Annotated in this window: 23 protein-coding genes; 5 read left to right on the top strand and 18 right to left on the bottom strand. The window is 72.4% G+C overall.

The window, feature by feature from the left end; translation table 11 throughout:
• Nucleotides 1-97 precede the first annotated feature (97 nt).
• Nucleotides 98-1,756, top strand: coding sequence for a PspC domain-containing protein (locus tag IEY71_RS12310; protein WP_189085615.1), 1,659 nt, complete (start codon nt 98-100; stop codon nt 1,754-1,756).
• Nucleotides 1,753-2,226 carry a tetraspanin family protein gene (locus IEY71_RS12305; protein ID WP_189085614.1) on the top strand — a complete coding sequence of 158 codons (474 nt, stop codon included), beginning with the start codon at nt 1,753-1,755 and terminating at the stop codon, nt 2,224-2,226. Before IEY71_RS12310 ends, IEY71_RS12305 begins: the two co-directional genes overlap by 4 nt.
• On the opposite strand, the gene IEY71_RS12300 is transcribed toward IEY71_RS12305, so the two are convergent.
• The gene (locus tag IEY71_RS12300; protein ID WP_189085613.1) at nt 2,154-2,525 is read right to left on the bottom strand and encodes a hypothetical protein; all 372 of its coding nucleotides are present in this window, start codon (nt 2,523-2,525) and stop codon (nt 2,154-2,156) included. The two genes, IEY71_RS12305 and IEY71_RS12300, sit on opposite strands and share 73 nt — an antisense overlap.
• A gap of 137 nt (nt 2,526-2,662) precedes the next feature.
• Here IEY71_RS12300 and IEY71_RS12295 point away from each other — a divergent pair, with 137 nt between their 5' ends.
• Complete coding sequence (locus IEY71_RS12295; protein WP_189085612.1) at nt 2,663-2,866, top strand: hypothetical protein; 204 nt, start codon at nt 2,663-2,665, stop codon at nt 2,864-2,866.
• Nucleotides 2,867-2,902: 36 nt separating this feature from the next.
• On the opposite strand, the gene IEY71_RS12290 is transcribed toward IEY71_RS12295, so the two are convergent.
• The 5 genes from IEY71_RS12290 to IEY71_RS12270 all read right to left on the bottom strand — a co-directional run bounded on the left by IEY71_RS12290 (nt 2,903) and on the right by IEY71_RS12270 (nt 6,363).
• The gene (locus IEY71_RS12290) at nt 2,903-4,093 is read right to left on the bottom strand and encodes a UDP-N-acetylmuramate dehydrogenase (RefSeq protein ID WP_189085611.1); all 1,191 of its coding nucleotides are present in this window, start codon (nt 4,091-4,093) and stop codon (nt 2,903-2,905) included.
• A complete protein-coding gene (locus tag IEY71_RS12285; protein ID WP_189085610.1) occupies nt 4,090-4,539 on the bottom strand; it encodes a MaoC family dehydratase in 450 nt (149 codons plus the stop codon). The genes IEY71_RS12290 and IEY71_RS12285 overlap by 4 nt, the downstream gene beginning before the upstream one ends.
• Nucleotides 4,539-4,985: an FAS1-like dehydratase domain-containing protein gene (locus IEY71_RS12280; protein WP_189085609.1), complete on the bottom strand. Its 447-nt coding sequence runs from the start codon at nt 4,983-4,985 to the stop codon at nt 4,539-4,541. Before IEY71_RS12280 ends, IEY71_RS12285 begins: the two co-directional genes overlap by 1 nt.
• Nucleotides 4,986-5,019: 34 nt before the next feature.
• Entirely contained in the window at nt 5,020-5,646 is a 627-nt protein-coding gene (locus tag IEY71_RS12275) for a DUF937 domain-containing protein (protein ID WP_189085608.1), read from the bottom strand.
• Between the two features lie 102 nt (nt 5,647-5,748).
• On the bottom strand, nt 5,749-6,363 hold the full coding sequence (locus IEY71_RS12270) for a TetR/AcrR family transcriptional regulator (RefSeq protein WP_189085607.1): 615 nt from the start codon (nt 6,361-6,363) through the stop codon (nt 5,749-5,751).
• Between the two features lie 178 nt (nt 6,364-6,541).
• Here IEY71_RS12270 and IEY71_RS12265 point away from each other — a divergent pair, with 178 nt between their 5' ends.
• On the top strand, nt 6,542-7,816 hold the full coding sequence (locus tag IEY71_RS12265) for an MFS transporter (protein WP_189085606.1): 1,275 nt from the start codon (nt 6,542-6,544) through the stop codon (nt 7,814-7,816).
• Nucleotides 7,813-9,435 carry an amidohydrolase gene (locus tag IEY71_RS12260; protein WP_189085605.1) on the top strand — a complete coding sequence of 541 codons (1,623 nt, stop codon included), beginning with the start codon at nt 7,813-7,815 and terminating at the stop codon, nt 9,433-9,435. Before IEY71_RS12265 ends, IEY71_RS12260 begins: the two co-directional genes overlap by 4 nt.
• Before the next feature lie 78 nt (nt 9,436-9,513).
• Here the strand turns inward: IEY71_RS12260 and IEY71_RS12255 are convergent, their stop codons facing one another.
• From IEY71_RS12255 to IEY71_RS12200, 12 genes are all read right to left on the bottom strand, one after another.
• Nucleotides 9,514-11,106 carry an APC family permease gene (locus IEY71_RS12255; protein ID WP_189085604.1) on the bottom strand — a complete coding sequence of 531 codons (1,593 nt, stop codon included), beginning with the start codon at nt 11,104-11,106 and terminating at the stop codon, nt 9,514-9,516.
• 23 nt (nt 11,107-11,129) lie between these two features.
• Entirely contained in the window at nt 11,130-12,017 is an 888-nt protein-coding gene (locus IEY71_RS12250) for a universal stress protein (protein ID WP_189085603.1), read from the bottom strand.
• 9 nt (nt 12,018-12,026) lie between these two features.
• Nucleotides 12,027-13,391, bottom strand: coding sequence for a flavin monoamine oxidase family protein (locus IEY71_RS12245; protein WP_189085602.1), 1,365 nt, complete (start codon nt 13,389-13,391; stop codon nt 12,027-12,029).
• Nucleotides 13,392-13,475: 84 nt separating this feature from the next.
• Nucleotides 13,476-14,945, bottom strand: coding sequence for an NAD-dependent succinate-semialdehyde dehydrogenase (locus IEY71_RS12240; RefSeq protein ID WP_189085601.1), 1,470 nt, complete (start codon nt 14,943-14,945; stop codon nt 13,476-13,478).
• Nucleotides 14,946-15,039: 94 nt separating this feature from the next.
• Nucleotides 15,040-16,323, bottom strand: coding sequence for a Glu/Leu/Phe/Val family dehydrogenase (locus IEY71_RS12235; protein WP_189085600.1), 1,284 nt, complete (start codon nt 16,321-16,323; stop codon nt 15,040-15,042).
• Nucleotides 16,320-17,678 carry a 4-aminobutyrate--2-oxoglutarate transaminase gene (gabT, locus tag IEY71_RS12230; protein ID WP_189085599.1) on the bottom strand — a complete coding sequence of 453 codons (1,359 nt, stop codon included), beginning with the start codon at nt 17,676-17,678 and terminating at the stop codon, nt 16,320-16,322. The genes IEY71_RS12235 and gabT overlap by 4 nt, the downstream gene beginning before the upstream one ends.
• Before the next feature lie 178 nt (nt 17,679-17,856).
• Nucleotides 17,857-19,743, bottom strand: a complete 1,887-nt coding sequence (locus IEY71_RS12225; RefSeq protein WP_189085598.1) for an ABC transporter permease — start codon at nt 19,741-19,743, stop codon at nt 17,857-17,859.
• Nucleotides 19,744-19,812: 69 nt separating this feature from the next.
• Nucleotides 19,813-20,958: an ABC transporter substrate-binding protein gene (locus tag IEY71_RS12220; RefSeq protein WP_189085597.1), complete on the bottom strand. Its 1,146-nt coding sequence runs from the start codon at nt 20,956-20,958 to the stop codon at nt 19,813-19,815.
• A 144-nt stretch (nt 20,959-21,102) separates the two neighbouring features.
• Nucleotides 21,103-22,257 (bottom strand): ABC transporter ATP-binding protein, encoded by a 1,155-nt coding sequence (locus IEY71_RS12215; protein ID WP_189085596.1) that lies wholly within the window; start codon nt 22,255-22,257, stop codon nt 21,103-21,105.
• Between the two features lie 7 nt (nt 22,258-22,264).
• The gene (locus tag IEY71_RS12210) at nt 22,265-23,116 is read right to left on the bottom strand and encodes a DUF427 domain-containing protein (RefSeq protein WP_189085595.1); all 852 of its coding nucleotides are present in this window, start codon (nt 23,114-23,116) and stop codon (nt 22,265-22,267) included.
• On the bottom strand, nt 23,113-23,643 hold the full coding sequence (locus tag IEY71_RS12205) for an ester cyclase (protein ID WP_189085594.1): 531 nt from the start codon (nt 23,641-23,643) through the stop codon (nt 23,113-23,115). Before IEY71_RS12205 ends, IEY71_RS12210 begins: the two co-directional genes overlap by 4 nt.
• Before the next feature lie 99 nt (nt 23,644-23,742).
• The gene (locus tag IEY71_RS12200; RefSeq protein ID WP_189085593.1) at nt 23,743-25,350 is read right to left on the bottom strand and encodes an LVIVD repeat-containing protein; all 1,608 of its coding nucleotides are present in this window, start codon (nt 25,348-25,350) and stop codon (nt 23,743-23,745) included.
• Nucleotides 25,351-25,387 lie beyond the last annotated feature (37 nt).

Genomic DNA, 25,387 nt, shown 5'->3' with positions numbered 1-25,387 from the left:
CCGGGCCGTCGCCCCGACCGCCCCCGGGCCTCGTTCAGGGTCGAATCAGGGGTTCACCCCATCGCGGGCGGGAGCCCGGGTGCGCCAGCATCGAGGCATGGAGACGAATCGCACCGCTCCCCACGACGCCGAGGCGCCGCGGGACGAGCAGGGGGAACGCACGACCGACGGCCGGGGCACCGGTGGCGGAGCGGGCGGTTCGGCTCCGAACGGCGGCCCGGGCAGCGGCTTCTTCGCCGATCTGCGCCGGGCCGGGGTGCCGCGCCGCGAGGGCTGGATCGGCGGCGTCTGCGCCGGCGTGGCCGCGCGGATCGGCCTCGACCCGATCCTCGTGCGCGGCATCGTCGTGGTGCTGGCCGTGCTCGGTGCGCCGTTCCTGCTGATCTACGCGGCCGCCTGGCTGCTGCTGCCCGACCTCGAGGGGCGCATCCACCTCGAGCAGCTCTTCCGCGGGGTCGTCGACCCGGCCCTCGCCGGCATCGCCGTGCTGACGGTCGTCGGGATCATCCCGCTCGTGCAGGGCGGCTGGCTCGGCTGGCGCTGGTGGCCCGATCTGCCGACGCTGCCCGACCCGCTGTTCGGCTTCGATCTCTCGGTGCCGCTGCGACTGTTCTGGGTGCTGCTGCTGCTCGGCGGCCTCGCCGCGCTCGTGGTGTGGCTCGTCCGGCGCGCGAGCGCCACCGGCGGCGTGGATGCCTCGGCCCGGCCGGCCCCGGCGCAGGCCGCCCCGCAGTCGGCTCCCGCCGAGACCGGGGCGGGGTCCGGGTCCGCGACTGCGCCCGAGGCATCCGGCGCCCCCGAGGCATCCGCCGCGACCACCGCGACCACCGCTGCCTTCGCCGGGGAGGCGCCGCCCGCGCCCGCCCCGCCGCCCCCGCCGCCGCTCGAGCCGGGCCCGGACGCCTCGGGCGAAGAGCTCGGCGCCTGGCGCCAGAGCCACGATGCGTGGCGCGCCGAGCACGCCGAGTGGCGCGCCGGTCAGGCCGAGGCCGACCGCCGCGCCCGCGCCGCCGCGGCCGAGGAGAACCGCGCGCAGGCCCGCGAGCTCATGGCGCGGGCCGACGCCGCCCGCGCCGCCCGCCGGGCGAGCCGTCCTCGGGCGAGCGCCGCGTTCGTGTTCACCGCGCTCGGCCTCGCGATCGTCGGCGGCGCGGTCGCCGCCATCGCCGCGATGTCGAGCGCGAGCACCGACGGCTTCGCCGTCCCGCTCGCGCTCGCGACCGCCGTCTGCGTATTCGCCGTGGCGATGGTGATCGCCGCGCTGCGCCGGCGCCGCAGCGGCTGGCTCGCCTTCTTCGCCTCGGCCACGACCCTCGTGATGCTCGCGGCGACCGCGATCGCGGCGGTGCTGCCCGAGGGCCGGCTGATCGGGCCGAACGCCTCGATCTCGCTCTCGACGCCGCAGCGCCTCGTGCAGCCGCTCGGCGACGCCTACCTGAGCCTGTACACGACGCCCGGCTCGGCGGCGGAGGGGCCGGCGACGGTCGAGCTCTCGCAGGGCATCGGGCAGGCCTGGATCACGATCGACGACGGCGACCGGCTGCAGCTGGACGCCTCGGACGCCGGCGGCGTCACGATCTGGGTCACCGACGAGAACGGCGGGATGTCGGCCATCGGGCCCGACACCCGGCGACCCTTCGTCGTCGGCGGCCCGGACGGCCTCGCGAGCGACGAGGGCCCGGTGGACGCCCGCCTCGTGCTGCGGCAGTGGACGGGGTCCGTGTACGTCGAGATCCGATCGGAGATGCAGGGATGACGAAGCCCACCCCGGACCGCGAGGCCGAGACGAACGCCGAGCCCGAGGAGACCGCCGTGACCGAGGTGCTCGCGCCCGCTCCCGAACCGGTCGTCGAGGCGGAGGCCATGCCCGTGTCCGCGACCGCTCCCCTGCCCGCCCCCGCGCCCGCGCCCGCGCCCGTCGAGGGTCCGACGATCCGCTGGGGCGCGCTCGTCTGGGCGCTGCTCTTCCTGGCGATCGCCGGCACGACGATGTGGCTGCTCGTCTCGCCGGAGCGGCGCGACGCCGTGGGCGACTGGCTCGGCTCGGTGCATCCGCTCGTGCTCGTGCTCTCCGGCGTGATCGCCGTCGGCGTCGTGATCGCCCTCTTCGGCATCGTCGGGCTCATCCGCCGCGGCGAACGCGCCCGGCGCGGTCACCAGGCGGCGGGCAGCTCCCGGTCTCCGAGCGGCGTCAGCTCCGGCGGCATCGGCCAGGCGAGCTCGTAGCGCACGAGCGGCGCGTCGATCGCCCCGAAGTCGTCCTTCTTCACGACGATGCCGCGGGTGCTCACCTCGGTGATCCGCACGCGCAGCTCGGTGCCGTTCTCGAGGCGCAGCACGTAGGGGTCGGCGAGGTAGCGGATGCCGAGATCCTCGAGCAGCGTCTCGCCGTCGAGCCAGTCGACGGCGCCGCCGTGCTCGCGCCCGAGCAGGTCGACGGGCACGAAGCCCTCGCCCTCGGGGCGCAGCCAGCCGACGAGCTCGCCGTCCGGGCGGCGGTGTTCGATGAAGTCGCTGCGGTCCACCCGCCGAGCCTAGCCCGCCTGCTCCTCCCCACTGCCGCCTGTGACGGAACGCTCCACAGCTTCAGGCCCGAACCCGACGGCGCCCGACGGATCGCATAGGGTCGAAACACCGGGGGCCGAGACAGGAGGAGGGTGCGATGACCGAGGTGCAGAGCTGGGTGCTCATCGGGGTGTTCGCGAGCGTCGTCATCGGCATGACGAGCTGGCAGACCGTGCACCTGAGTTCGCTGTTCCGCGCCGAGATCGGGCGGGCCACCGCCGAACTCCGCACGGAGCTCGCGACGATCGACCGCGACGTGCAGGCGCTCACCCGCCGCGCCTTCGGCGGCGAGACCGGCTGAGTCGCGAGCCGTCGTCGAGCGCCGCGATCGAGACGGCTAGATCTCGACGCCGACGAGCACGGGCTCCGGGTGCAGCACGATGCCGAACTCGGCCTGCACGCGGTGGCGCACGTAGCGCGCGAGCTCGGCGAGCTCGGCGGCCGTGGCCCCGCCCCGGTTCGTGAGTGCGAGGGTGTGCTTCGAGGAGACCGCGGCGCGCGAGCCGGGCAGTGCGAAGCCGCGGCGGATGCCGGACTGCTCGATGAGCCACGCGGCCGAGAGCTTCACGAGCGGCTCGGCCGGCGCGGCGTCGGCGGCCGGCTCCTCGTCGGCGGCGGCGAGCTCGGCCTGCAGCTCGAGGAAGGCGTCGAGCGGCGAGTGCGAGGCGAGCCGCGAGAGCGGCACCACCTCGTCGGGCTGCTCGGGCTCGAGGTACCAGCGCGGGGCGTCGGCGGGCAGCGTGCGCGCCACCCGCTCGGTGACGATCGGGTTCGTGAAGAAGGAGCCGGCGCTCACCGAGTCGGGGTCGTCGGGATCGAGCACCATGCCCTTCGAGCCGCGCAGGGCCAGCACGGTCTCGCGCACCTTCGCGACCGGCGCGCGGTCGCCCGGCTGCACGCCGAGTGCGGCGGCGAGCTGGGCGTAGGCGATGGGCCGGCCGATCGCCTCGCCGAGCACGGCGCGCTCGGCGGCCGTGTCGTGCAGCTGCACCTCGACGGCGACGACGACGCCGGCGAGCCCCTGCTTCAGCACCGAGGTGCGGTAGCCGAGCTCGAGCTCGTCGGCCGGCATCCAGCGCGGGGCGTCCGCGCCCTCGTCGAGGAGCCAGACCCCGAGCAGCGCCTCCGACAGCTCCTGTCCGTAGGCGCCGATGTTCTGCACCGGGGCGGCGCCGACGGAGCCGGGGATGCCCGAGAGCGCCTCGAGCCCCGAGTAGCCGTGCGCGACGGTCCAGGCGATGAAGCCGTCCCAGTTCTCGCCCGCCTGCACGCGCAGCCGCACCGAGCCCTCGGGGGCGTCGGGCAGCACCTCGATGCCGTTCGTCGCGATGCGCACGACCGTGCCGTCGAAGCCCTCGTCGCCCGCGACGAGGTTCGAGCCGCCGCCGAGCACGAGCCAGGGCTCGCCCGATCCCCAGACGCCGTGCAGCAGGTCGACGAGGTCGCGCTGCGTGGTCGCCGTCACGAGCCGGGCGATCGGCCCGCCGAGGCGGAGCGTCGTGAGCTCGGCGAAGCTCGCGCCCGTCATCGTCCGCCGCGGTCGCCGAGCTCGACGCGCACCTGCGCCTTGCCGAGCACGGTCTCGTCGCCCACCTTCACGGTGAGATCGATGCGGGCGACGGCGGCCTCGGCATCCAGCTGACCGACCTTCGCGACGACCTGCACGACGGCGCCCAGCTCGGGGTCGACGACCACGGGCCGGGTGAAGCGCACCTGGTAGTCGACGACGCGGCCGGGGTCGACCGCCCAGTCGACGACCGGCTGCACGGCGAAGCCCATCGTGAGCATGCCGTGGGCGAGCACGCCCGGCAGGCCGACCGCCTTGGCGACGTCGTCGCGGTAGTGGATCGGGTTGAAGTCGCCCGAGGCGCCCGCGTAGCGGACGAGCGTGTCGCGGGTGAGCGCGAAGCTCTGCTCGGCGACGACGTCGCCCACCGCGAGCGAGGCGAACTCCGGGGTCTGCGGCGCGGCCATCAGTCCTCCCCTCGCACGACGAGCGTCGAGATCGCGGTGACGACGTGCGCACCGTCGGCGTCGGTGATCGTGGACTCGGCGGTCACCATGGCGTGCGCACCGAGCGACTTCACGCTCGTGACGGCGAGCGCCGCGGTGAGCAGGTCGCCGGCGACGATCGGCCGGCTCTGCACGAACTGCTGGCTGCCGTGCACGACGCGCGAGAAGTCGATGCCCGCGTCGGGCTCGGCGAGCAGCTGCGCGAGCGTCTGCTCCTGGATGACGACGGCGAAGGTCGGCGGAGCGACGACGTCGGCGTACCCGGCCGCCCGAGCGGCCTCGGGGTCGAGCGAGATCGGCGTGGAGGCGAGCACGGCGCGGGCGAACTCGCGCACCTTCTCGCGGCCGACGAGGTACGGCGCGGTCGGCGGGAACTCCCGGCCGACGAGTTCGGGATTCACGGACACCCCGCCAGTCTAGACGGGCGGGGTGTCCGCAGGATCAGCGCTTGCCGCCGCCGAGGAGGCCGCCGAGGCCGCCGAGCAGATCACCGAGCCCGCCGCCCTGCGCCTGCGAGCCGCCGCCGGATCCGCCGCCGAACAGGCCCCCGAGGAGGCCACCGAGGTCGACGCCGCCGGCCGAACCGCCGGAGCCGGATCCGCCGCCGCCGAGGAGGCCGCCGAGCAGATCGCCGATGCCGCCGCCCTGCGCCTCGCCGCCCGCGGACTTCTTGGTGAACTGCTGTGCGAGGAAGCTCAGCACGATCGGGGCGAGGATCGGCAGCAGCTTGCCGATGAGGTCGCCGGCGCCGCCGCCCTGCTTCTGGTCGAGGGCCTGCACGACCTGGTCGGTGTTCTGGCCGAAGACGTTCTTCACGATCTTCTTGCCGTCCTCCTCGTCGACGTCGGCGAGGTTCACGCCGCCCTCGACGAGCGAGGGGTCGTGCTTCGAGACGGCCTTCTGCAGCGAGGCGGCGCCCGCCTCGTCCTGGGCGTTGGCGCCCATGCCGGCGAGGAGGGCGGGGAGCGCCTGCTCGACCGCCTGGCTCGCGGTCGCCTCGTCGACGCCGAGCTTCTTCGCGATGTCGCCGATGGGAAGGCTGCTCATGAGCTCGTCGAGTGCTGCCATTGGTGCGTCTCCTTCTGGCGCCCGCGTCCGGGGCGTCCCGCGTTCACGCTAGCTGGACGGATGCCGCCGACGGAAGGGGCCAAAGCGCGGCGACGCGCCCGGTCAGCGGCCGGCGATGCGGGCGAGCCGGACGTGCAGCGAATCCATCAGGAGCTCGAGCCCGACCTCGAAGACGCGGTCGCTGCGCGCGGCGCCGGTCGGCCCGCTCTCCACCAGCCGGCCGAGGGTGCGCGTGGGCTGCTGCGGCAGCCAGACGACGTCCGGCCCGGCGAGGTCGAGGCCGAAGCCGAGCGCGAAGCCGTCGAGCACGGCGACGATCGTGAGCACCTCGTCCTCGGGGAAGCCCGCCTCGAGCAGCGCCGTCGCCACCCGGTCGTAGGAGGCGATCACCCGGTCGGAGGTGATCGTCTTGCCGACGAGCAACGGCACGATGAGGGGGTGCGCCGCGTACATGCGGCGCTGGGCGCGCATGACCGAGACGACGACGTCCTCCCAGCCGCCCTCCGGCGGTTCGGCGAGGTAGCGCACGGTGAGCCGGTCCCGGACGAGCTCGACGATCGCGTCCTTGCCGTCGACGTGGTTGTAGAGCGACGACGGCGTCACCCCGAGCCGGCGGGCGAGCGCGTTCACCCCGAAGCCGTCGCCCGAGTCGATGAGCTCGATCGCGGCGTCGGCGATGCGGTCCTCGGACAGCAGCGGCACTCTGGGGCGCGGCATCCGCCCCTCCTCTCGGCGTCGCGGGCGATCCGAACGAGGCTACACGCTCGGATCGACGGCTCCCTCTTCCCATCCAGGGCATCCGTCTGCATAATAAACGAACGCCATTCATTTATGGTCGCGGCCGAGCCGCTCCCCCGCCCTGCACGCCGCCGTGCCAGACTCCCCCGGAGACCCAATGTCGAACTCCGATCTCGCCTCGCGAGTCCCGCTCCGCCTGCCCAGCGCCAGCGCGACCTTCGCCATCGCCATCGCCGGGTACCTCGGCGTGAACCTCTCGCCGTACATGATCGGCGCGCTGCAATCCGCGCTCGGCGCCGACGTGCTCACCGCGAGCTGGATCGTCACGGGCGCCCTCCTCGCCACCGCCATCGTCGGCCTCGCCATCGCCCCGCTCTGCGCGGGACCGCGGCGGCGGCTCGTCGCCCGGGCCGGACTCGCGCTCGGGGTCGTCGGATTCGGCGCCGCCGCACTGCTCCCCCTCCCGGGCGTCGTCGTCGGCGGGCTCCTGCTCGGCGGAGCCGGCGCCGGCGGGGCGGTCGCCGCGGCCGGCGCGGCCCTCGCCGCCTTCCGCAACCCAGACCGGGTCGCCGGCTTCAACGGCCTCGCGAACCGCGGCATCATCACCGTCGTGCTGGCCGTGCTGCCGGTGATCGGACTCGCCCCGCTCGAGGTGTTCGGCGCGCTCGCCCTGTTCTCGCTCATCGGCCTCCTGCTCAGCGCCTGGCTGCCCGCCGCGCCGGTGCACGGGCCCCAGGCCGGGGCCGCCGTCGCCGAGGCCGTGCCCGTGGAGATCCCGCCGACCGGGCACATCCGTCAGATCCCGGTGCGCAGCGCCGCGACCACCCGCGCGGTCACCATCGCGGGCTTCACCCTGCTCGTCACCTTCGCACTCTGGGCGGCGAGCGAGGACTCGCTCTGGGCGATGGCCGGCGTCATGGGCACCGAGCAGGCCGGGCTCACGCCCGAGGGCCTCGGCATCGCCCTGAGCGGCGCGACCGCCGGCGGCCTGCTCGGCTCGCTCGTGCTCACGATCGTCGGCGACCGCCTCGGCCGCGCGGCTCCCCTCGGCATCCTGCTCGTCGCCGGCGGCGCGCTGAAGATCGTCGAGGGCTTCGCCGCGGACCCGACGACCTTCATCGTGATCTTCGTCGCCTGGAACACGATCTACGCGCTCGCCTTCATGTACTTCGTCTCGACCTCCGCCGCGCTCGACGCCGACGGCCGCTGGTCGGGCCCGCTGCTGGCCGTCTACCTCGTCGGCTCGAGCCTCACGCCCGTGATCGGCGCCGCGCTCGTCGAGGTGCTCGGCTTCCAGGGCTTCGCGATCGCGCTCGGCGTCGCGAGCTTCGTGCTCGCCGTGCCGACCGTCGCCGTCGCCCGCCTGTCCACCCGGCTGCAGCGCGAGGAGCGCGCCGCCACGTCCACCACCACCGAGGAGGTCCCCGCGTGACCCGCACGCTCTACACCAACGGCCGCATCTTCACCGCTGCGGAGGGCGGTCCGGCCTGGGCCGAGGCCATCGTCGTCGACGGCGACACCCTCGCCTACGTCGGCGACGCCGAGACGGCGCACGAAGCGGCCGGTGATGCCGCGACACGCATCGACCTCGGCGGCGGCCTCGTCGTCCCCGGCTTCGTCGACGCGCACACCCACCTCGTCATGATGGGCGACGCGCTCGGCCGGGTCGGCCTCACCGACGCCCGGAGCGTCGCGAGCATCCAGGAGCGGCTGCGCGCCGCCCGCGCCGCGGCCCCCGACGCGCCGCGGCTGCTCGGCCGCGGCTGGCTCTTCGACTCCGTGCCCGACGGCAAGCCGACCGCCGCGATGATCGACGCCGCCGTCGCCGAGGTGCCCGTCTACCTCGACGCGAACGACTACCACTCCTGCTGGGTGAACAGCGCCGCGCTCGCCGAGCTCGGCATCACCCGCGACACCCCCGACCCGATCGGCGGGCGCATCGGCCGCGACGCCGACGGCGAACCCAACGGCATGCTCTACGAGACGGCCGCGCAGCAGCACGTCTGGTCCTTCCTCGCCGCGGCCACGACGGACGCCGACCGCGACGCCGCCGTCGAGCGCACGATCGCCGCCTACCTCGCCGCCGGCGTCACCGCCGTCGTCGACATGGCCTTCGACGAGCTCGGCCTCGCCGCGTTCGAGCGCGCCGCCGCCCGACGCGGCGGCACGCTCCCGCTCACGGTCATCGGGCACTGGTTCATCGAGAACACCGGCGACGACGAGCAGAACCTCGCCCAGGTGGCGCGCGCCGCCGAACTCGCCGCGCGGGCCGGGAACCCGACGCTGCGGGTCGGCGGCATCAAGCTCGTGCTCGACGGCGTCATCGACGCGTGCACGGCGGCGCTGCGCCTGCCCTACGCCGACGGCTCCAACGCCGAGCCGATCTGGCCGCTCGAGCGGGCGAAGCCGGTCGTCGCCGCCGCGGACGCGGCCGGCCTGCAGATCGCGCTGCACGCGATCGGGGATGCCGCGAGCGACCTCGCCCTCGACGCGATCGAGCACGCCGTCGCCGTGAACGGCGAGCGCCCCCGTCGGCACCGCATCGAGCACCTGGAGTACGCCGCGCCCGAGACCCCGGCGCGGATGGCCCGCCTCGGCGTGACCGCCTCGATGCAGCCCGTGCACACCGACCCGGCGATCTGGGACAACTGGGCGGCGATGCTCGGCGACGAGCGCGCCGACCGCGGCTGCGCCTGGCCCGAGTACACCGAGGCCGGCGTGCGCCTGGCGTTCTCGACCGACGCGCCGACCGCGCCGTACGAGGCGCTGCCGAACATGTTCATCGCGGCGACCCGTCGCTCGGCCCTCGACGACTCGTTCCCGCCGAACCATCCGGAGTTCGCGGTCCCCCTCGACGAGGCGATCGTGCACGCCACCCGCGACGCCGCGGCCTCCTGCCTCGAGGAGCACCGCCGGGGCAGTCTGGCCGCCGGCCTCGCCGCCGACTTCGCCGTCGTCGACCGCGATCCCTTCGCCCTCGGCGAGGAGTCGCTGCTCGAGGCGCGCGTCGTGCGCACGGTCGTCGCCGGCCGCACCGAGTTCGAGGCCTGAGCGCCGGCGTTCCCGAGCCGGCACGAACGGAGCCGCCCCGCCGAGTGTCGTCGGCGGGGCGGCTCCAGTCTGTGCGGCCTAGCTGTCGCGGTCGGCGACGCCGCGGGCGAGGTGCTCGCTGCGGAAGAACTCCGGCCGCTTGACGCGCTGCCAGATCATCACGACGACGCCCGCGAGCAGGATGACCACCCCGAGGATGAACACGAGGCCCACGCCGCCGATGTTCGAGCCCGAGCCGTACGCCGGGTCCATGCTGTCGATGAGCGTGGTGAAGAACAGCACCGCGAGGATGAGACCACCGACGAGCGGCGCGACGAGCCGGAAGAACACGTTGCGGCCGCTGCGGAACCACGTCTTGCGGAAGTACCAGACGCACGCGAACGCGGTCAGCCCGTAGTAGAAGCAGATCATCATGCCGAGCGTCGTGATCGTGTCCCAGAGCACGTCCTCGCTGACGAAGCGCATCACGGTGTAGAACACCGCCGCGACGATCGCCGAGACGACGGTGGCGTAGCCGGGCGTGAAGAAGCGCGGGCTCACCTTCGAGAACTGCTTCGGCAGCGCGCCGTAGTGGCCCATCGCGAGCAGGGTGCGCGCGGGTGAGACGAAGGTCGACTGCAGCGAGGCCGCCGAGCTCGACAGCACCGCGATCGACATGAGGATCGCGAGCGGCCCGAGGATCGGACCGGCGAGGTAGAAGAACGCGTTCTCCTGGATCGCCGGGTTGCCGAGGCCGACGCCCGCCTCGCCCGTGCCCGCGAAGGCGAGCGCGCCCATCGCGACGAAGAGGTAGATCGCGACGACGATCGTGACGGTGAGCGTCGCCGCCCGGCCCGGCGTCGAGTTCGAGCCCTTCGTCTCCTCGTTCATGGTGAGGGTCACATCCCAGCCCCAGAACACGAAGAGCGACACCGAGAGCCCGGCGACGATCGCCGAGAACGAGCCGACCTCGAGCGGGTTGAACCAGCTCAGCTCGATCTGCGTCGGGTCGAAGGCGGTGCCGTTCGCCACGTGCCAGAACGCGGCGACGCCGAAGCCGATCATCACGAGCAGCTGGAAGCCGACGAGCCAGTACTGCAGCTTCTGCGTCGTCTGCATGTCGCGGTACGAGATGAACGTCGCCCCGAGGATGAACACCAGGCACGTCGCGACGTTCACGAAGGGGTTGCCGACGAGGTTCGCGATGTCGGGGTTGTTGAAGGCCTGCGCGAGCGCGAGGTAGAAGAACTCCACCGCGATGCCCGCGAGATTCGACAGCACCACGACGGTCGCGGCGATGAGCCCCCAGCCGGCCATCCAGCCGACCCACGGGCCGAAGGCCCGCGTCGCCCAGGTGAAGGAGGTGCCCGAGTCCGGCATCGCGCTGTTCAGCTCGCGGTAGCCGAAGGCGACGAGCAGCATGGGGATGAAGCCGAGCAGGAAGATCGCCGGCAGCTGCGTGCCGACCTCCGCGACGGTCGGGCCGAGCGCGCCCGTGAGCGTGTACGCCGGGGCGATGCAGGAGATGCCGATGACGATCGCGCCGATGAGCCCGACCGATCCGGCCGAGAGGCCCTTCTTCGAGAGGCCGGGGTCGCCGCCGTCGACCGTCGCGCTCGCGGTGGTGAGCGGGGCGTGCGGCAGGGTGTGGGCCTCGTGGGCCGGGTGCTGGTTCGCGGGGTCGTGCGTCATTGCAGAAGGTCTTTCGGGTGGGGTCAGGAGGTCTGGGCGGCGCGGGGCACCACGATCAGGGGCACCGGCAGCTCGCGGAGCATCTTGGTCGCGGTGCCGCCGAGGAAGAGGCGCGACGGCGCCGCGAGCCGGCTCGAGCCGACGAGCACGAGCTCGCCCGGCTCCCAGTCGAGCGCGCCGACGGACTCCTCGATCGTCTGGCCGGTGGCGACGACGGCGCTCGCCTCGACGCCGGCGGGCAGCTCGCGGCGAGCGCCCTCGAGCGCCTGCTCGGCGGCGACCGTGCTCGTGAGGTTCACGAGCCCGGTGTCGACGCCCGCGGGCAGGTCGATGGGCACGAGGGAGAGCAGCCGCAGCGGCGCGTGCGCCCGGCGGGCGAGCGCGACGGATGCCTCGAGCACGACGCCGGGCGTGCCGCCGACGGCGGCGGTGACCCGGGTGAGCCCCGCCGCGACCGGCAGCTTGCGGGCGCCGACGGGCGCGAGCGCGACGGGCACGTCGGCCGAGTGCAGCAGTTCGGACGCCACCGAGCCGATGCGGGTGCGGCCGAACAGCCCGCCGCGGGCGGGCCCGACGACGACGAGGCGCGCGCCGAACTCGTGCGCCGCGGCCACGAGGCCCCCGGCGAAGGAGTCGGCGTAGCGGATGTGCAGCGCCTGGTCGACGGCGCCGCCGAGGCCGGCGGAGGCCTCGGCGAGCCACGCCTGCGCCTGCTCCTTGACCCGGCGCTCGTGCCCCGGGTCGCGGGGCACGACGCCGCCGCGCGCCTCGATCGGCAGCACCATGACGACCTCGAGCGAGGCCTCCGTGGCGCCGGCGATCCGGGCGCCCAGCGCGAGCGCGTCGGCCCCCGAGTCATCCGCGGTGTAGCCGACGACGATCCGGTAGCCCGGCTCGGTGTTCGCAGTCATCGGCGGCGCTCAGCCCTGGAGGATGTTGGCGGCGGCGAGGCGGCCCATGCGGATCGCGCCGTCGACGTGCTGATAGCCCTTGCCCGCCATGTCGGAGCAGGCGAAGGAGATCGGGCCCACCGGCTCGCGCAGGTCGGCGCCGTAGCGGGCGAGGCCGCCCATGTCGAAGCTCGCGGCGTAGGCGCCGCGGGTCCACTCCTCGCTGCCCCAGTCGCTCTCGTAGTAGAGCACCGGGTTCTTCGCCTGCTCGCCGTAGTAGTGCGAGAGCGATTCGAGGATCTTCGCCTGGCGCTCCTCGGCGGAGAGCGAGAAGACGCCGTCGGCCTCCTCGTCGGAGACGAAGCCGACGAGCGTGCCGCGGGTGTCGCCGTGGTTCGTGTTGTCGTACGCCTCGTGGCAGAGCTCGTACGGGCTGAACGCGGTGCCCGAGAGGCCCTGCTCGCGCCAGAACGGCGTCTCGTAGACGGCGTGCACCTTGATCACGAAGCCCATCGAGAGGTGCTGGTGCAGCTGGTGCTGGCGGCGCGGCAGCGGCGGGTCGTAGCTGATCCGCGAGTACAGGATCGGCGCGAGCGCGAGGATGACGCGCTCGGCGGCGACCTCGAGCGAGTCGGTCACGACGGTGACGCCCGCGGCCGGGTCCTCCGGCGACCAGCGGATGGTGCGCACGGGCTGCTCGAGCTTGACGACGTCGTCGCCGAGACGCTCGGCGAGGCGGAGCGGCACCTGCTGCAGGCCGCCGACGACGCGCTGGTCGAGGATGAAGTCCGCGTCGACGAGGTGCGAGAACGAGCCGGCCGAGGCGGCCATCAGCAGCGCCTGCAGGGCCGAGAAGGCGTGCGTCGGCTTCGTCAGCATCGCGCCGGCGATGAACATGCCGATGTTGAGCTTCGCCTCCTCGTCGTCGGTCTGGGTGCCGAGCCACTCGGCGAAGGAGATCTCGTCGAGCTCCTTGGCGCGCGGGTGCGCCCAGGGGGCCTCGGGGTCGATCTCGGCGACGAGCGCGTCGAGCTTCTCGATGAGGCCGAGGATCTCGCCCTCCGTCTTGGCGGGGACCGGGAAGATCTCGCCCTCGAAGAGGCGGCGCTCGCCGTCCTCCGCGATGTAGACGTTCTCGCCCTCGCGGTAGCGCGAGTAGGTCTCGAGGCCGAGCTCGGCGAGGGTCTCGATCAGGGCGTCCTGGTCGGGCGAGACCCACTGGCCGCCGATCTCGAGCAGGTGCCCGTCGAAGTCGCCGTTCCAGAGGCGGCCGCCGACGCGGTCACGCGCCTCGAGCACGACGACGCGCTTGCCCGCGGCCTTCAGCTCGGTCGCGGCGGTGAGGCCGGCGGCGCCGGCTCCGATCACGACGACGTCGGTTTCGATGCGTTCCATGGTTCCTGGTTCCTGCTTCTGTTCGTTCGGAGAAACACGAAGGCGGATGCCGCAGGCGTGCGCCCGCGGCATCCGCCCGCGCGCTCAGCTCACCGGGATGAGCGTGTACTTGGTGTCGAGGTACTCGTGGATGCCCTCTGCGCCGCCCTCGCGGCCGATGCCGGACTGCTTGATGCCGCCGAAGGGCGCCGCCGCGTTCGAGACGAGGCCGGTGTTCAGGCCCATCATGCCCGTGGCGAGGCGCTCGATCATGCGGTGGCCGCGCGCCAGGTCCTCGGTGAAGACGTACGAGACGAGCCCGTACTCGGTGTCGTTGGCGAGGCGCACGGCCTCGTCCTCGTCGGCGAAGGTGGTGATGCCGAGCACCGGCCCGAAGATCTCCTCGCGGAGCAGGCGCGCGTCGGCCGACACGTCGCCGAGCACGGTCGGCGCGTAGAACGAGCCGGCGCCGTCGATGACGGTGCCGCCGGTGAGCACCTTGGCGCCCTTGGACACGGCGTCCTGCACGAGCTCGTCGGTCGAGGCCACGGCCTTGTCGTCGATGAGCGGCCCGATGTTCACGTCGTCCGCGGTGCCGCGGCCGACCTTGAACGAGGCGACGCGCTCGGCGACGCGCTTCGAGAACTCGGCGGCGACCTTCTCGTGCACGATGAAGCGGTTCGCCGCCGTGCAGGCCTGGCCGATGTTGCGGAACTTCGCGAGCATCGCGCCGTCGACCGCCTTGTCGAGGTCGGCGTCCTCGAACACGACGAAGGGGGCGTTGCCGCCGAGCTCCATCGAGGTGCGCAGGATGCCGGTGGCGGCCTGCTTCATGAGGGCGCGGCCGACCTCGGTCGAGCCCGTGAAGCTGAGCTTGCGCAGGCGCGGGTCCTCGATGATCGGGCCGGAGACCTTCGACGAGGTCGAGGTCGGGATGACGTTCACGACGCCCTTGGGCAGGCCGACCTCCTCGAGCAGCTGCACGAACGCGATCGTCGTGAGCGGCGTGAGGGCCGGGGGCTTGATGACGACGGTGCAGCCGGCCGCGAGCGCGGGGGCGATCTTGCGGGTCGCCATCGCGAGCGGGAAGTTCCACGGGGTGATGAAGAACGAGGGGCCGACGGGGCGCTGCGAGACGACCATGTGGCCGGTGCCCTCGGGGTTCAGGCCGTAGCGGCCGGAGATGCGCACGGCCTCCTCGCTGAACCAGCGGAGGAACTCGCCGCCGTAGACGACCTCGCCGCGGGCCTCGGCGATCGGCTTGCCCATCTCGAGGGTCATGAGGAGCGCGAACTCCTCCTTGCGCTCGGTGAGCAGGTCGAAGGCGCGGCGCAGCAGCTCGCCGCGCTGGCGCGGGGCGACCTTGGCCCACTCGTCCTGCGCGGCGACGGCCGCGTCGAGCGCCTTGATGCCGTCGGCCGGGGAGGCGTCGGCGATGACCTTGATGGTGTCGCCCGTCGAGGGGTCGGCGACCTCGAGGGTCTTGCCGCCCTCGGCGTCGACCCAGGCTCCCCCGATGAACAGCCGGCCCTCGACCTTGTCGAGCACCGAGGATTCAAGCGTTGCGTTCGTCATGTGTGACTTCCGTTTCGATGGATGTTCGTGCGGTGCACCCCCGACGTGCCCGACGTCGATCGACGTCGGGCGAGTCGGGAGGGAGCGGGCCTGATCAGGGGTACAGGCCGCGCAGCTTGTGCGCCTCGGCGACGCGTTCGACCGCGAGCGCCGTGGCGGCGGTGCGGAGCGAGAGGTCGCGCGACCGGGCATAGCCCAGCACGTGCTCCCAGGCGCTCAGCATCCGCTCCTCCAGTCTGGACTCCACCTCGTCGGCGCGCCACCAGTAAGCCTGGTTCGCCTGCACCCACTCGAAGTAGGAGACGATCACGCCGCCGGCGTTCGCGAGGATGTCCGGGACGACGAGGATGCCCCGCTCGCGCAGGATCCGGTCGGCGTCGGGCGTCGTCGGGCCGTTCGCGCCCTCGACGATGACCTTCGCGCCGACCCGGCCGGCGTTGCCCTCGTGCAGCACGCCCTCGACGGCGGCCGGCACGAGCAGGTCGACCTCGAGCTCGAGCAGGGCGGCGCCGTCGAGCGCCTCGCCGCCGGCGAAGCCGACGACCGCGCCGGTGCGCTGCACGTGGTCGCCGAGCGCCTCGATGTCGAGGCCCGCGGCGTTGAACACGGCGCCGTACTGGTCGCTGACGGCCTGCACGGTGACGCCGGCCTCGGCGAGGAAGCGGGCCGCGTCGGCGCCGACCTTGCCGAAGCCCTGCACCGCCGCGGTGGCCTGCCTCTGGGTGATGCCGGCGTGGCGGAGCGCGGCGAGCGCGATGTGGGTGACGCCGCGCGAGGTGGCGCTCGCGCGCCCCTGCGAGCCGCCGAGCGCGATCGGCTTGCCGGTCACGATGCCGGGCACGGTGTACCCGGAGTTCACCGAGTAGGTGTCCATGATCCACGCCATCGTGCGCTCGTCGGTGCCGATGTCGGGCGCGGGGATGTCGCGCTCCGGCCCGATGATCGGCAGGATCTCGCTCGTGTAGCGGCGGGTCACGCGCTCGAGCTCCGCCTGCGAGTGCTCGCGCGGGTCGATCGCGATGCCGCCCTTCGCGCCGCCGTACGGCACGTCGAGCAGCGCGCACTTCCAGGTCATCCACATCGCGAGCGCGCGGACCTCGTCGAGGTTCACGTTCGGCGCGTAGCGGAGGCCGCCCTTGGCGGGGCCGCGGCTGAAGTTGTGCTGCACCCGGTAGCCGGTGAACAGGCGGGTCTCGCCGGCGTCGGTGCGCAGCGGCACGGCGACGGTGAGCTCGCGGCGCGGGGTCGCGAGCATCTGCCGGGTGCCGTCGCTGTAGCCGAGCAGCGCGATGGCCTCGGCGAGCTGGGCTCGGGCGTCCTCGAGGGGCGTCGCGACGGGGGCGGCGAGGGTCGCCGCCCCGTCGATCACGGTGCTCATGCCTGCTTGAGCCCCTCGGCCACGACGCCGAGGCCCTCGATGAGGAGCTCGTCGGAGATCGTGAGCGGCGGGAGGAAGCGGATCACGTTGCCGTAGGTGCCGCAGGTGAGCAGGATGACGCCCTGCTCGTGGGCGTACTTCGCGACCTTGCCGGTGAGGGCGGCGTCGGGGGCCCCGGTCTCGGGGTCGACGAGCTCGATCGCGACCATGGCGCCGCGGCCGCGGACGTCGCCGATGCGGGCGTCGGCGGTGCGCAGGGCGTTCAGGCGGCCGATGAGCACCGAGCCGATCTCCTTGGCGCGCTCGACGAGGCCGTCCTCGGCGTAGGTCTCGATCGTCGCGAGCGCCGCGGCGCAGGCGAGCGGGCTGCCGGTGTAGGTGCCGCCGAGGCCGCCGACCTGGGCGGCGTCCATGATCTCGGCGCGGCCGGTGACGGCCGAGAGCGGGAGGCCGCCGGCGATGCCCTTCGCGGTGACGATGAGGTCGGGCACGATGCCCTCGTGCTCGCTCGCGAACCAGGCGCCGGTGCGGGCGAAGCCGGTCTGCACCTCGTCGGCGATGAAGACGACGTCGTTCGCCGTCGCCCACTCGACGAGCGCGGCGAGGAAGCCCGGGGCCGGGACGATGAAGCCGCCCTCGCCCTGGATGGGCTCGATGATGATCGCGGCGAGGTTCTCGGCGCCGATCTGCTTCTCGATGCCGAGGATGGCGCGGGCCGCCGCCTCGCGGCCGTCGAGGCCGCCGTCGCGGAAGGGGTAGCTGAGCGGGGCGCGGTAGATCTCGGGGGCGAAGGGGCCGAAGCCGTTCTTGTACGGCTGGTTCTTCGCCGTGAGGCCCATGGTGAGGTTGGTGCGGCCGTGGTAGGCGTGGTCGAAGGCGACGACGGCCTGCTTCTTCGTGTAGTGACGCGCGATCTTCACGGCGTTCTCGACGGCCTCGGCGCCCGAGTTGAACAGGGCGGTGCGCTTGACGTGGTCGCCGGGGGTGAGCTCGTTGAGCTTCTCGGCGACGGCGACGTAGCCCTCGTAGGGCGAGACGGTGAAGCAGGTGTGCGTGAAGGCGTTCAGCTGGGCCGTGACGGCCTCGACGACGCGGGGGGCCGAGTTGCCGACGCCGGTGACCGCGATGCCGGAGCCGAGGTCGATGAGCGAGTTGCCGTCGGCGTCGACGACGACGCCGCCGCCGGCAGCGACGACCGAGATCGGCAGGGTGTGGCCGACGCCCGCGGCGACGGCGCTCGCCTTGCGGGCCAGCAGCTCCTGCGAGCGGGGGCCGGGGATGGCGGTGACGAGGCGGCGCTCCTGTGCGAGCGCGGGGCCTCCGGTGGCGGTGGCCGGGGTGTCGACGAGGGTCATTGGTTGCTCCGATGCAAGTGACGACGGGGGAGGATGACCGCAATGCTAGGTCGGCTCCCCCGCGTCCCGCGACGCCCTGATGTACATCGGATGCCACCGCACTGGACGCGGTGTACAGCGCGGTGTCAAGCGCCGGGGCGGCCGGCATCCCACCGCCCGCCGCCCCGGCGCCGCCCGGTCAGCTGCGACTGACCGAGCGCTCGCTGCCGGCTGCGTCCGGCGTGCGGAGCTTCGTACGCGCGCGGTGCTCCTGGTGCTCCTGCGCGGCGATGGAGATCGTGTCGGGCGCGGGCGCGACCGGGGGCTTGCCGCTCCGCGAGCCGAGGCCGGGCAGGCCCGGCCGACGCTTGGCGCGGCCGATCGCCCGGAGCGACACGGCCCACTGCAGCCCGTAGCCGATGAGGAACACGAGCAGCGTGAAGACCAGCGCCATCGCCGCGCCCTGGTCGGGCGCGTAGAGCTGCGCCGAGCGCGGGTTGATCATCGCGTAGACGTACATCGACAGCGGTCGCGACTCGGGCGTCGCGAGGAAGGCGGGCAGTGTGAACTCGTTCGTGCCGAGGATGAACACCTGGATCCACACCGCGAGCACCGTCGGCAGCAGCAGCGGGGCGATCACCCGGCGGAACGTCGCGAGCCGGCTCGCGCCGCTCGTGAGCGCCGCCTCCTCCAGCTCGGTGCGGATCTGCAGCGTCGCGCTGTACGAGGCCCGGTACGCGATCGACACCCGGTACGAGTACGCGATGACGAGCGCGAGCACGGTGCCCGCGATCGGGATGACCGGGTTGATGACCATGAACAGCAGGAACATCGCGAAGCCCGCGATCGTCGCCGGGATCGCCACCGAGGAGGAGGCGAAGAGGTCGACCGCGCGGGTCCACCACGTCGAGGTGCTGCGGGCGATGCCGTAGGCGAGCACGGTCGCCGCGACGCAGGCGATCGTGGCGCTGCCGCCCGCGATCACGAGGGTGCGGCCGAGCGAGGCCCAGAACTCGCCGTCGGCGAGCACCGCGGCGAAGGAGCCGAACTGGGTCTGCTCGACGAGCGCGGTGAAGCTGAACGCGATCGGGTACGGCGTGATCGCCGCCCAGAACAGGGCGAAGAGCGGCAGCACCGCGGTCAGCAGGATGAAGATCGCGACGCCGATCGCGACGGGGATGCGCCACGCGCCGAGCTTCATCGTCGTGGGCCGGAAGCCCTTGCCGGAGACCGAGGCGCGCCGCTCGGCGTTCCGCGTCGCCCGCAGGTACACCGCGAAGGCGATCGTCGTGATGACGAGGAAGACGAGGCCCCAGGCCGCCGCGAGCCCGTACTGCGGCAGCTCGCCCGCGTTCGAGCTGATCAGCGTCCAGAGTTTCAGCGCGAAGATCGAGCGGCCGGACTCCTGGCCGAACAGCAGCGGCACCTCGAGGCTGCCGAGGCCGAGGATGAAGGTGAGCACGGCGACGCCGAGGAGGCCCGGCCAGAGCATCGGCAGGGTGACCCGGCGGAGCGTCTCGCCCCAGCTCGCGCCCGAGGCGCGGGCCGACTCCTCGAGCGAGCCGTCCATGTTCGTGAGGATCGGCACGATCATCAGGTACGGGAACGTCACGTTCGTGAGGGCCTGGATCAGGATGAGGGTGCCGAAGGCGTAGGGGTCGATCGGCACGTCGCCCGTCCACGGCAGGAGCCGCAGCAGCTGGTTCAGCACGCCCGTCTCGGGCGAGACCATGAGCAGGTACGCCTGCGCCTTCACGATCGGCGGGATGATGTACGGCACGATCACGAGCACGCCGATCACCCGGCGGAACGGGAAGTCGGTGCGCACCGTCACCCAGGCCAGGCCGAAGGCCATGAGCAGCGACAGCAGCGTCGAGCCGCCGACGAAGGCGCCCGTGGCGCCGAGCACCGACCAGAAGTCCTCCCGGAGCTCCCAGAGGGTGACGAAGTTCGAGACGCCCCACTGCGCGGAGGCGACGCCGAACGGCAGGAACGGGCCGCGGAACGCCGTGATCACCTGAACGATCAGCGGCACCGCGAGGAGGAGGAAGATGACGACCCCCGCGACGATCATCGCCGCGGTCATGGTCGTGGGGCGCTGCCGCCCCGGCCTCGCTCCGCCCGGCCGCCGGGCCCGTCCTGCCGTCGACATCGATCAGCCGTTCAGTGCGGCGTCGGCGGCGTTGATGAGCGCGTTCCACTCATCGCGGGTGTCCTGCGTCTCCGTCTCCGCGCCGGACTCGAGGCCCGTGAGCAGTGCGTCGGCGTTCGTCTTCATGAGACCGGTGGCCTCGTCGAAGAGCGAGGAGGGGAGGCCGGCGTACGGCACCTGCGTGGTGGCGAAGCGCTCGTCCGTCATCCGGAGCTTCAGCCAGTCCGGATCGTAGGCGTTCCAGAGCACCCAGAGCATGGCGCCGGGCTTGTTCTTCGCGTCGGTGTTCACGCCGGAGAACTGCGCCCACACGCCCGAGTGCTCGAAGGGCTGCGCCGCGAGGCTCGGGTTCGGGTTGAACAGCGTCTGGTTGAGCGCGATCGGCACGTCGCCGCTCGACAGCGGGGTGTTCTGGTCCTCGAGCAGCGACAGCGTGCCGCTCGACTTCAGCTCGCCGATCAGGTCGACCATCGCGTCCTCGCCGAGCGCCTTGCCGTAGCCGGCGAAGACGACGGCGTTGTACGCGGCGACCGAGACCTTGCCCGTGTACTCCGGGGCGAGGAGACCGTCGAGCGAGTCGGGCGCCTCGATCTTGTCGGTGTTCACCTGCATGAGCGAACCGTTGATGCTGTCGGGCAGCAGCTCGGGGGCGCCGAGCTCGAGGTACTCCTTCGGCACGCCGAACGAGGACCAGTCGACCTTCTCCCAGAAGCCCTCGTCGTACATCGCGGCCATCGAGGTGATCGAGCCCGAGACGACGTCGGTGTTCCGCGAGCCGGTGGCCTTCGCCGAGATGATCGCGGACGACAGGTTGTAGGTGAGGCCGCGGGTCTCGATCGTGAGGTCGGGGAAGCGCTCGTTGAACGCCGCGATGACCTCGGGGCCGAGCTCGTACCAGTCCCAGATGACGAGGCGGCCGCCGTCGGTCTCCTTCGCCTGCTCGTAGAGCGCGTCGAGCTGCCGGTCGATCTCGGGCCAGTTGTCCTCGTAGAAGTTCTCGCAGCGCGTGATCGCGCCGACCTCGACGGCCTCGCAGGGCGCGATGTCCGCGCCCTCGCCGGCTGCCGCGGTCGGCGCGGCCTCGCCGCTGCTGGTGGCGCAGGAGCTCAGCAGCAGCATGCCTGCTGCCGCGACTGCGACGTATCCCATCCGTGTGCGCATGATCCTCATGTCCTCTCTGACCTGGATCGGGGGTTCTGGTTCAGTGGTGCTGGTCGTGCGGTCGTGCAGGTGGTGCCTTGGTCGTGCGGTGGTGCGATCTGGGGGCCGGGGGCCGGACGGATGCCGCGCCGCTCAGCCGACGGGATCGTCGACAAGCACGCGGCAGGCGTGCGGGGCGAGCTCGAGGAAGACCTCGGCGCCCTCGCGGGGCGACGCCATGGGGGCGCCGCGCGCGGTGAGCCGGCCGACCGTGGTGCCGCCGTGCAGGACCTCGGCCTCGTACTCGACGATCTCGCCGAGGAACTCGACGCGGACGACCCGAGCCGGCAGCACGTTCGGCCGGTCCGCCGGCGCGGTCTCGTGCCAGCGGATGCTCTCGGGCCGGAAGGTGATCGTGACCTCCTCGCCGCGGACGACGCCGCCCGGGCAGGGCGTCACCATCCGCGTGCCGAAGGCCTCGACCACGGCGTCGCCGTGCTCGTCGCGGTCGCGGACGACCGCGGGGATCATGTTCACCCGGCCGACGAAGTCCGCCACGAAGCGGTCAGCCGGGCGGTCGTAGAGCTCGCGCGGCGAGGCCTCCTGCACGATCCGCCCGCCGTTCATGACGGCGACGCGGTCGGACATCGAGAGCGCCTCGGACTGGTCGTGCGTGACGTAGAGGGCGCTGATGCCGAGGCTGCGCTGCAGACTCCGCAGCTCGGTGCGCATGGTGTCGCGCAGCTTCGCGTCGAGATTCGACAGCGGCTCGTCGAGGAGCAGCAGCCGTGGGCGGTGCGCGAGCGCACGGGCGAGCGCGAGCCGCTGCTGCTGGCCGCCGGAGAGGGCGGTCGCGGGCCGCTCGGCGAGGTGGTCGAGCTGCACGAGCTCGAGCGCCTCCATGGCGCGCTTCCTGGCCTGCGCCTTGGGCAGCCGGCCGCCGGAGACCTGGAGCGGGAAGACCGCGTTCTGGAACACGGTCATGTGCGGCCAGATCGCGTAGTTCTGGAAGACCATGCCGACGTCGCGCTTGTTCGGCGGCACGTGGCGGTCGCCCGTCGACAGCACGTCGCCGTCGAGGCGGATGCTGCCCCCGTTGCTCGTCTCGAGGCCGGCGACGCAGCGGAGCGTGGTCGTCTTGCCGCAGCCGGAGGGGCCGAGCAGGGAGTAGAAGGTGCCGGGCTCGATCGTGAAGTCGACGCCCTTCACGACGGGCACCTCGGCGCCGTCGAGCTCGTAGTGCTTCTGCAGGTTCTCGACGACGAGGAGTCCCCCGCCGCGCTGCGCGTCCGTGGTCTGGGTGGTCATGCGGGTCTCAGCTCTCCGTGGGGGCGACGGTGCGCACGGCCCTGGCCTTCGACCAGGCGGTGCGCGGCCGCTCCTGCTCGACGCCGTCGACGATGACGGCGTCCACCTGCTCGTCGTAGAAGCAGACGAGGTTCTCGATCTTCGGGCACTCGGCGATGGGATGGCGGTACGACCAGGCGAGGTCCTTCACGAGCTGGTCGCCGATCTGCACCGACCAGTACTCGGCGTCGCCCTTGTAGGGGCAGGTCGAGCGGGTCGTGGACGGCACGAGGAGCTCCGAGCGCACATCGGCCCAGGGCAGGTAGTACCGGGTGGGCAGGCGCGTCTCGAAGAGCAGCCTCGGGCGGCGCGACTCGGCGACGACCTCCCCGAGCACGACGATCTGCACGTGGCGGGAGGAGTTCAGCACGTCCACCCGGTGGTACGGGTCGCGCGGGTGCTTGTAGACCTCGTCGTCCTCCTCGAACCAGCGGTCCATCTTCGCCCAGTAGAAGGCGACCATGCCGCGCAGCAGCTCGGCCGCGGGCGAGGTCGGCGCCTCGTGGATCCACGCGCCGTCGGCCACCCGCTTCGTGCCGGTGTCGACGTCGAGGTAGCGGGCGACCCCCTTGATCGGCGTGTCCTTCGTGCGGCCGGACGGGCTCAGCAGATCCATCCGCACGTCCTCGACCGGGAAGTAGTAGACGGGCATGTGCTTCGACTCGTGCAGGAGCGCGACCCGCCGGCTGCGCGCGACGACCACGCCGCCGAGCACGACGGTCACCTGCCGGCCCGTCGGCTCGACGGAGAACTCGTGGTAGCTCGGGTCGAGCTCGCGCTCGATGAGCTTGTCCTCGATCTGGAAGTCGGAGACGGTCATCTCCCGGCCTCCACCGATGCGGCGTCCTCGCGCTCGGCGTCGTACTTGTCGGTGTCGACGAAGCGCAGGATGCCGCCGTCCTGGTCGAGCGGGACGACCTGGCGGTACATCTCGTAGTCGTCGCGCACGACGAAGTGCTCGCTGATCTTGAAGTCGCGGAAGCGCAGGATGTGCACCTGCGGCTGGCTCACCTCGACGCCCGTCGCCGGGACGCCGTAGAGCGTGAGGCCCGTGTGCTTCGCGGTGAACACGCCCTCGAGGAAGACGAGGTCGCCGTCGGCCGCGACCTTGTCGATCACGAAGTTCGGGTCGGTGAACAGCTCGAGGAACGCCTTGCGCACGTAGTACGCGTTCTGGAAGCCGCGGTCCTTGCCGGGCTGCGAGGCGTGGTTCCAGTAGTCCTCGGTGTAGTACCGCTCGAAGTGCTCGCGGAACGAGGGGTCGTCGGGCGAGGTCTTGTGCGAGTCGAGGTCGTTGCCCCAGACCTCGAGGGCGATCTCCTTGTTGCGGGCTGCGACGTCGTCCATGACGCCCCTCCTTCGGATTTTGTATTCTGGATCCGATCTGCGATCGGAATGCTGGACAGCGAACCACCTCCGGGCCGAGCGGCCGCGGCGGCGCGCCGCTCAGGCGGGCGGCAGCCCCACCACCGGCTCGCCGAGCAGCGGCGTCGACACCGCGTAGATGCCATGGTTCGCGAACAGCCAGATGAGGTTGCGGTCCCACTCGACGAACACGCCGTGCACGGGCGCCGCGAGGTCGTCGTCGTCCTTCAGGCCCATCGGCGGCACGAAGTAGGCGCCGACCTTCGGGTCCTCCGGGTCGCGCACGTCGAAGATCTGCAGGCCCGCGGCGTAGAAGGCGTAGGGGATCACGCCGCCGTGCGGCGTGCCCGTGTTCGTGAAGTAGCCCGAGCGCTTCGGCCCGAAGGAGCCGCGCCGCTGCGCCCAGTCGGTGAACTTCGCCTCGGCGGGCGGCACCGGGCGGGGCAGCGTGCGCACGAGCCGGGGGTTCGTCGGGTCGCTGACGTCGATCTGGTAGATCTCCTTGGCCGGCTCGTAGCAGTCGGTGTTCATCGGGTAGCCCGAGACGTAGACGTAGCCGGTCTCCTCGACCTGCGTGGTGTCGACGTTGTCGCCCTCGGTGCCGGCGACGCTCGACGGGAGCTCGCACCAGCCGACGTGGTGGATGTTCGACGGGTCGGAGACGTCGAGCACGAAGAAGCCCTGACCGCCCTGGGCGGCGTAGCCGTACTTCCAGCCCGACTCGACCGAGCGGGGCAGGAAGATGCCCATGCGCGAGCCGAACCACGAGGTCTTGTTGTTCCAGCGCTCGTTGTTCGCGAGGTACTCGGAGTCGTCCTCCTCGCCGGCGCGCGTGCCCGGCACCCACCAGGTGGAGAGCAGTTCGGGCTTCGCCGGGTCGCTCACGTCGTAGGCGGCGTGACCCGCGGCCCAGAGGGTGGTCTTGTACGGCTGGTTGGTGAAGGTGTTGTCGGGCGCGGTCGCCACGAAGAGGTACTTCTCGCCGTAGTAGACCGGGAGGTCGAGGACGCCGTTGCCCTCCTGGATCTCGTCGGGCCCGTGGTTCGGGTCGGTGGAGGTCTCGTTGATGATGGTCCAGTCGCGCGGGCTCGGCCCGTGCATCTCGAAGGTGCGGAAGCCGCGCAGGCCCTCCCACTCCTTCAGCTGGCCCTCGACGGTGTCGTCGATCCACTTGTTGGCGACGCGGCCCTTGAGGAAGTAGCGGGGCGTCTCGCTCGCCTGGATCGCCAGGTACTTGCCGAGCCGCTCGTTCCACTGCACGGTGGTCGCGCCGAACTGCGGGCGGGGGTCGCCCCAGCCCCACTGCTCCTCGTCGACGATCGTGAGGTTGCGCGGGTCGGTGATGTCGTAGAGCTTCCAGTGGTTGCCGCCGCCGTAGTGCAGCATGTAGCGGACGCCGTCCCAGTCGTAGATGCACTGCCAGGAGTGGCTCGTGTTCACGACGATCGGGTAGAACGCCTCCGCGGTGGCGTTGAGCGCGTAGGCCTCGGGGTCGCGGTAGTCGAGCTGGCCGGGCCAGTCGACGAACACGTCGCGCGGCACCGAGGGCGTGTGCGCCGGCGGCAGGAAGGTGCCGTCGGGCTGCATGCCCCAGCTGGCGGGGTCGGGATCGGCCGGTTCGCCCGGGACGCGCTGGAAATCCTCCGGGCGGTACTTCTTCGCGTCGGGAACGTAGGGAGAGCCGGCCATGTCGCCTCCAGAATCGGCTGGGAACTGCGGCGCCTCG

The organism is Agromyces mediolanus (assembly GCF_014648575.1).
GTDB lineage: Bacteria > Actinomycetota > Actinomycetes > Actinomycetales > Microbacteriaceae > Agromyces > Agromyces mediolanus.
The sequence above is the reverse complement of the archived record's forward strand: the minus strand, read 5'-3'. Positions and strand labels throughout refer to the sequence as shown.

Coding starts and splice junctions, on each gene's coding strand:
- IEY71_RS12295 (WP_189085612.1), top strand. CDS start 2,663: ATGACCGAGGTGCAGAGCTGGGTGCTCATCGGGGTGTTCGCGAGCGTC.
- IEY71_RS12205 (WP_189085594.1), bottom strand. CDS start 23,643: ATGGACGACGTCGCAGCCCGCAACAAGGAGATCGCCCTCGAGGTCTGG.
- gabT (WP_189085599.1), bottom strand. CDS start 17,678: ATGACCCTCGTCGACACCCCGGCCACCGCCACCGGAGGCCCCGCGCTC.
- IEY71_RS12250 (WP_189085603.1), bottom strand. CDS start 12,017: ATGACTGCGAACACCGAGCCGGGCTACCGGATCGTCGTCGGCTACACC.
- IEY71_RS12210 (WP_189085595.1), bottom strand. CDS start 23,116: ATGACCGTCTCCGACTTCCAGATCGAGGACAAGCTCATCGAGCGCGAG.
- IEY71_RS12225 (WP_189085598.1), bottom strand. CDS start 19,743: ATGACCGCGGCGATGATCGTCGCGGGGGTCGTCATCTTCCTCCTCCTC.
- IEY71_RS12245 (WP_189085602.1), bottom strand. CDS start 13,391: ATGGAACGCATCGAAACCGACGTCGTCGTGATCGGAGCCGGCGCCGCC.
- IEY71_RS12290 (WP_189085611.1), bottom strand. CDS start 4,093: ATGACGGGCGCGAGCTTCGCCGAGCTCACGACGCTCCGCCTCGGCGGG.
- IEY71_RS12215 (WP_189085596.1), bottom strand. CDS start 22,257: ATGACCACCCAGACCACGGACGCGCAGCGCGGCGGGGGACTCCTCGTC.
- IEY71_RS12255 (WP_189085604.1), bottom strand. CDS start 11,106: ATGACGCACGACCCCGCGAACCAGCACCCGGCCCACGAGGCCCACACC.
- IEY71_RS12235 (WP_189085600.1), bottom strand. CDS start 16,323: ATGAGCACCGTGATCGACGGGGCGGCGACCCTCGCCGCCCCCGTCGCG.
- IEY71_RS12310 (WP_189085615.1), top strand. CDS start 98: ATGGAGACGAATCGCACCGCTCCCCACGACGCCGAGGCGCCGCGGGAC.
- IEY71_RS12200 (WP_189085593.1), bottom strand. CDS start 25,350: ATGGCCGGCTCTCCCTACGTTCCCGACGCGAAGAAGTACCGCCCGGAG.
- IEY71_RS12220 (WP_189085597.1), bottom strand. CDS start 20,958: ATGGGATACGTCGCAGTCGCGGCAGCAGGCATGCTGCTGCTGAGCTCC.
- IEY71_RS12275 (WP_189085608.1), bottom strand. CDS start 5,646: ATGGCAGCACTCGACGAGCTCATGAGCAGCCTTCCCATCGGCGACATC.
- IEY71_RS12285 (WP_189085610.1), bottom strand. CDS start 4,539: ATGGCCGCGCCGCAGACCCCGGAGTTCGCCTCGCTCGCGGTGGGCGAC.
- IEY71_RS12305 (WP_189085614.1), top strand. CDS start 1,753: ATGACGAAGCCCACCCCGGACCGCGAGGCCGAGACGAACGCCGAGCCC.
- IEY71_RS12265 (WP_189085606.1), top strand. CDS start 6,542: ATGTCGAACTCCGATCTCGCCTCGCGAGTCCCGCTCCGCCTGCCCAGC.
- IEY71_RS12240 (WP_189085601.1), bottom strand. CDS start 14,945: ATGACGAACGCAACGCTTGAATCCTCGGTGCTCGACAAGGTCGAGGGC.
- IEY71_RS12270 (WP_189085607.1), bottom strand. CDS start 6,363: ATGCCGCGCCCCAGAGTGCCGCTGCTGTCCGAGGACCGCATCGCCGAC.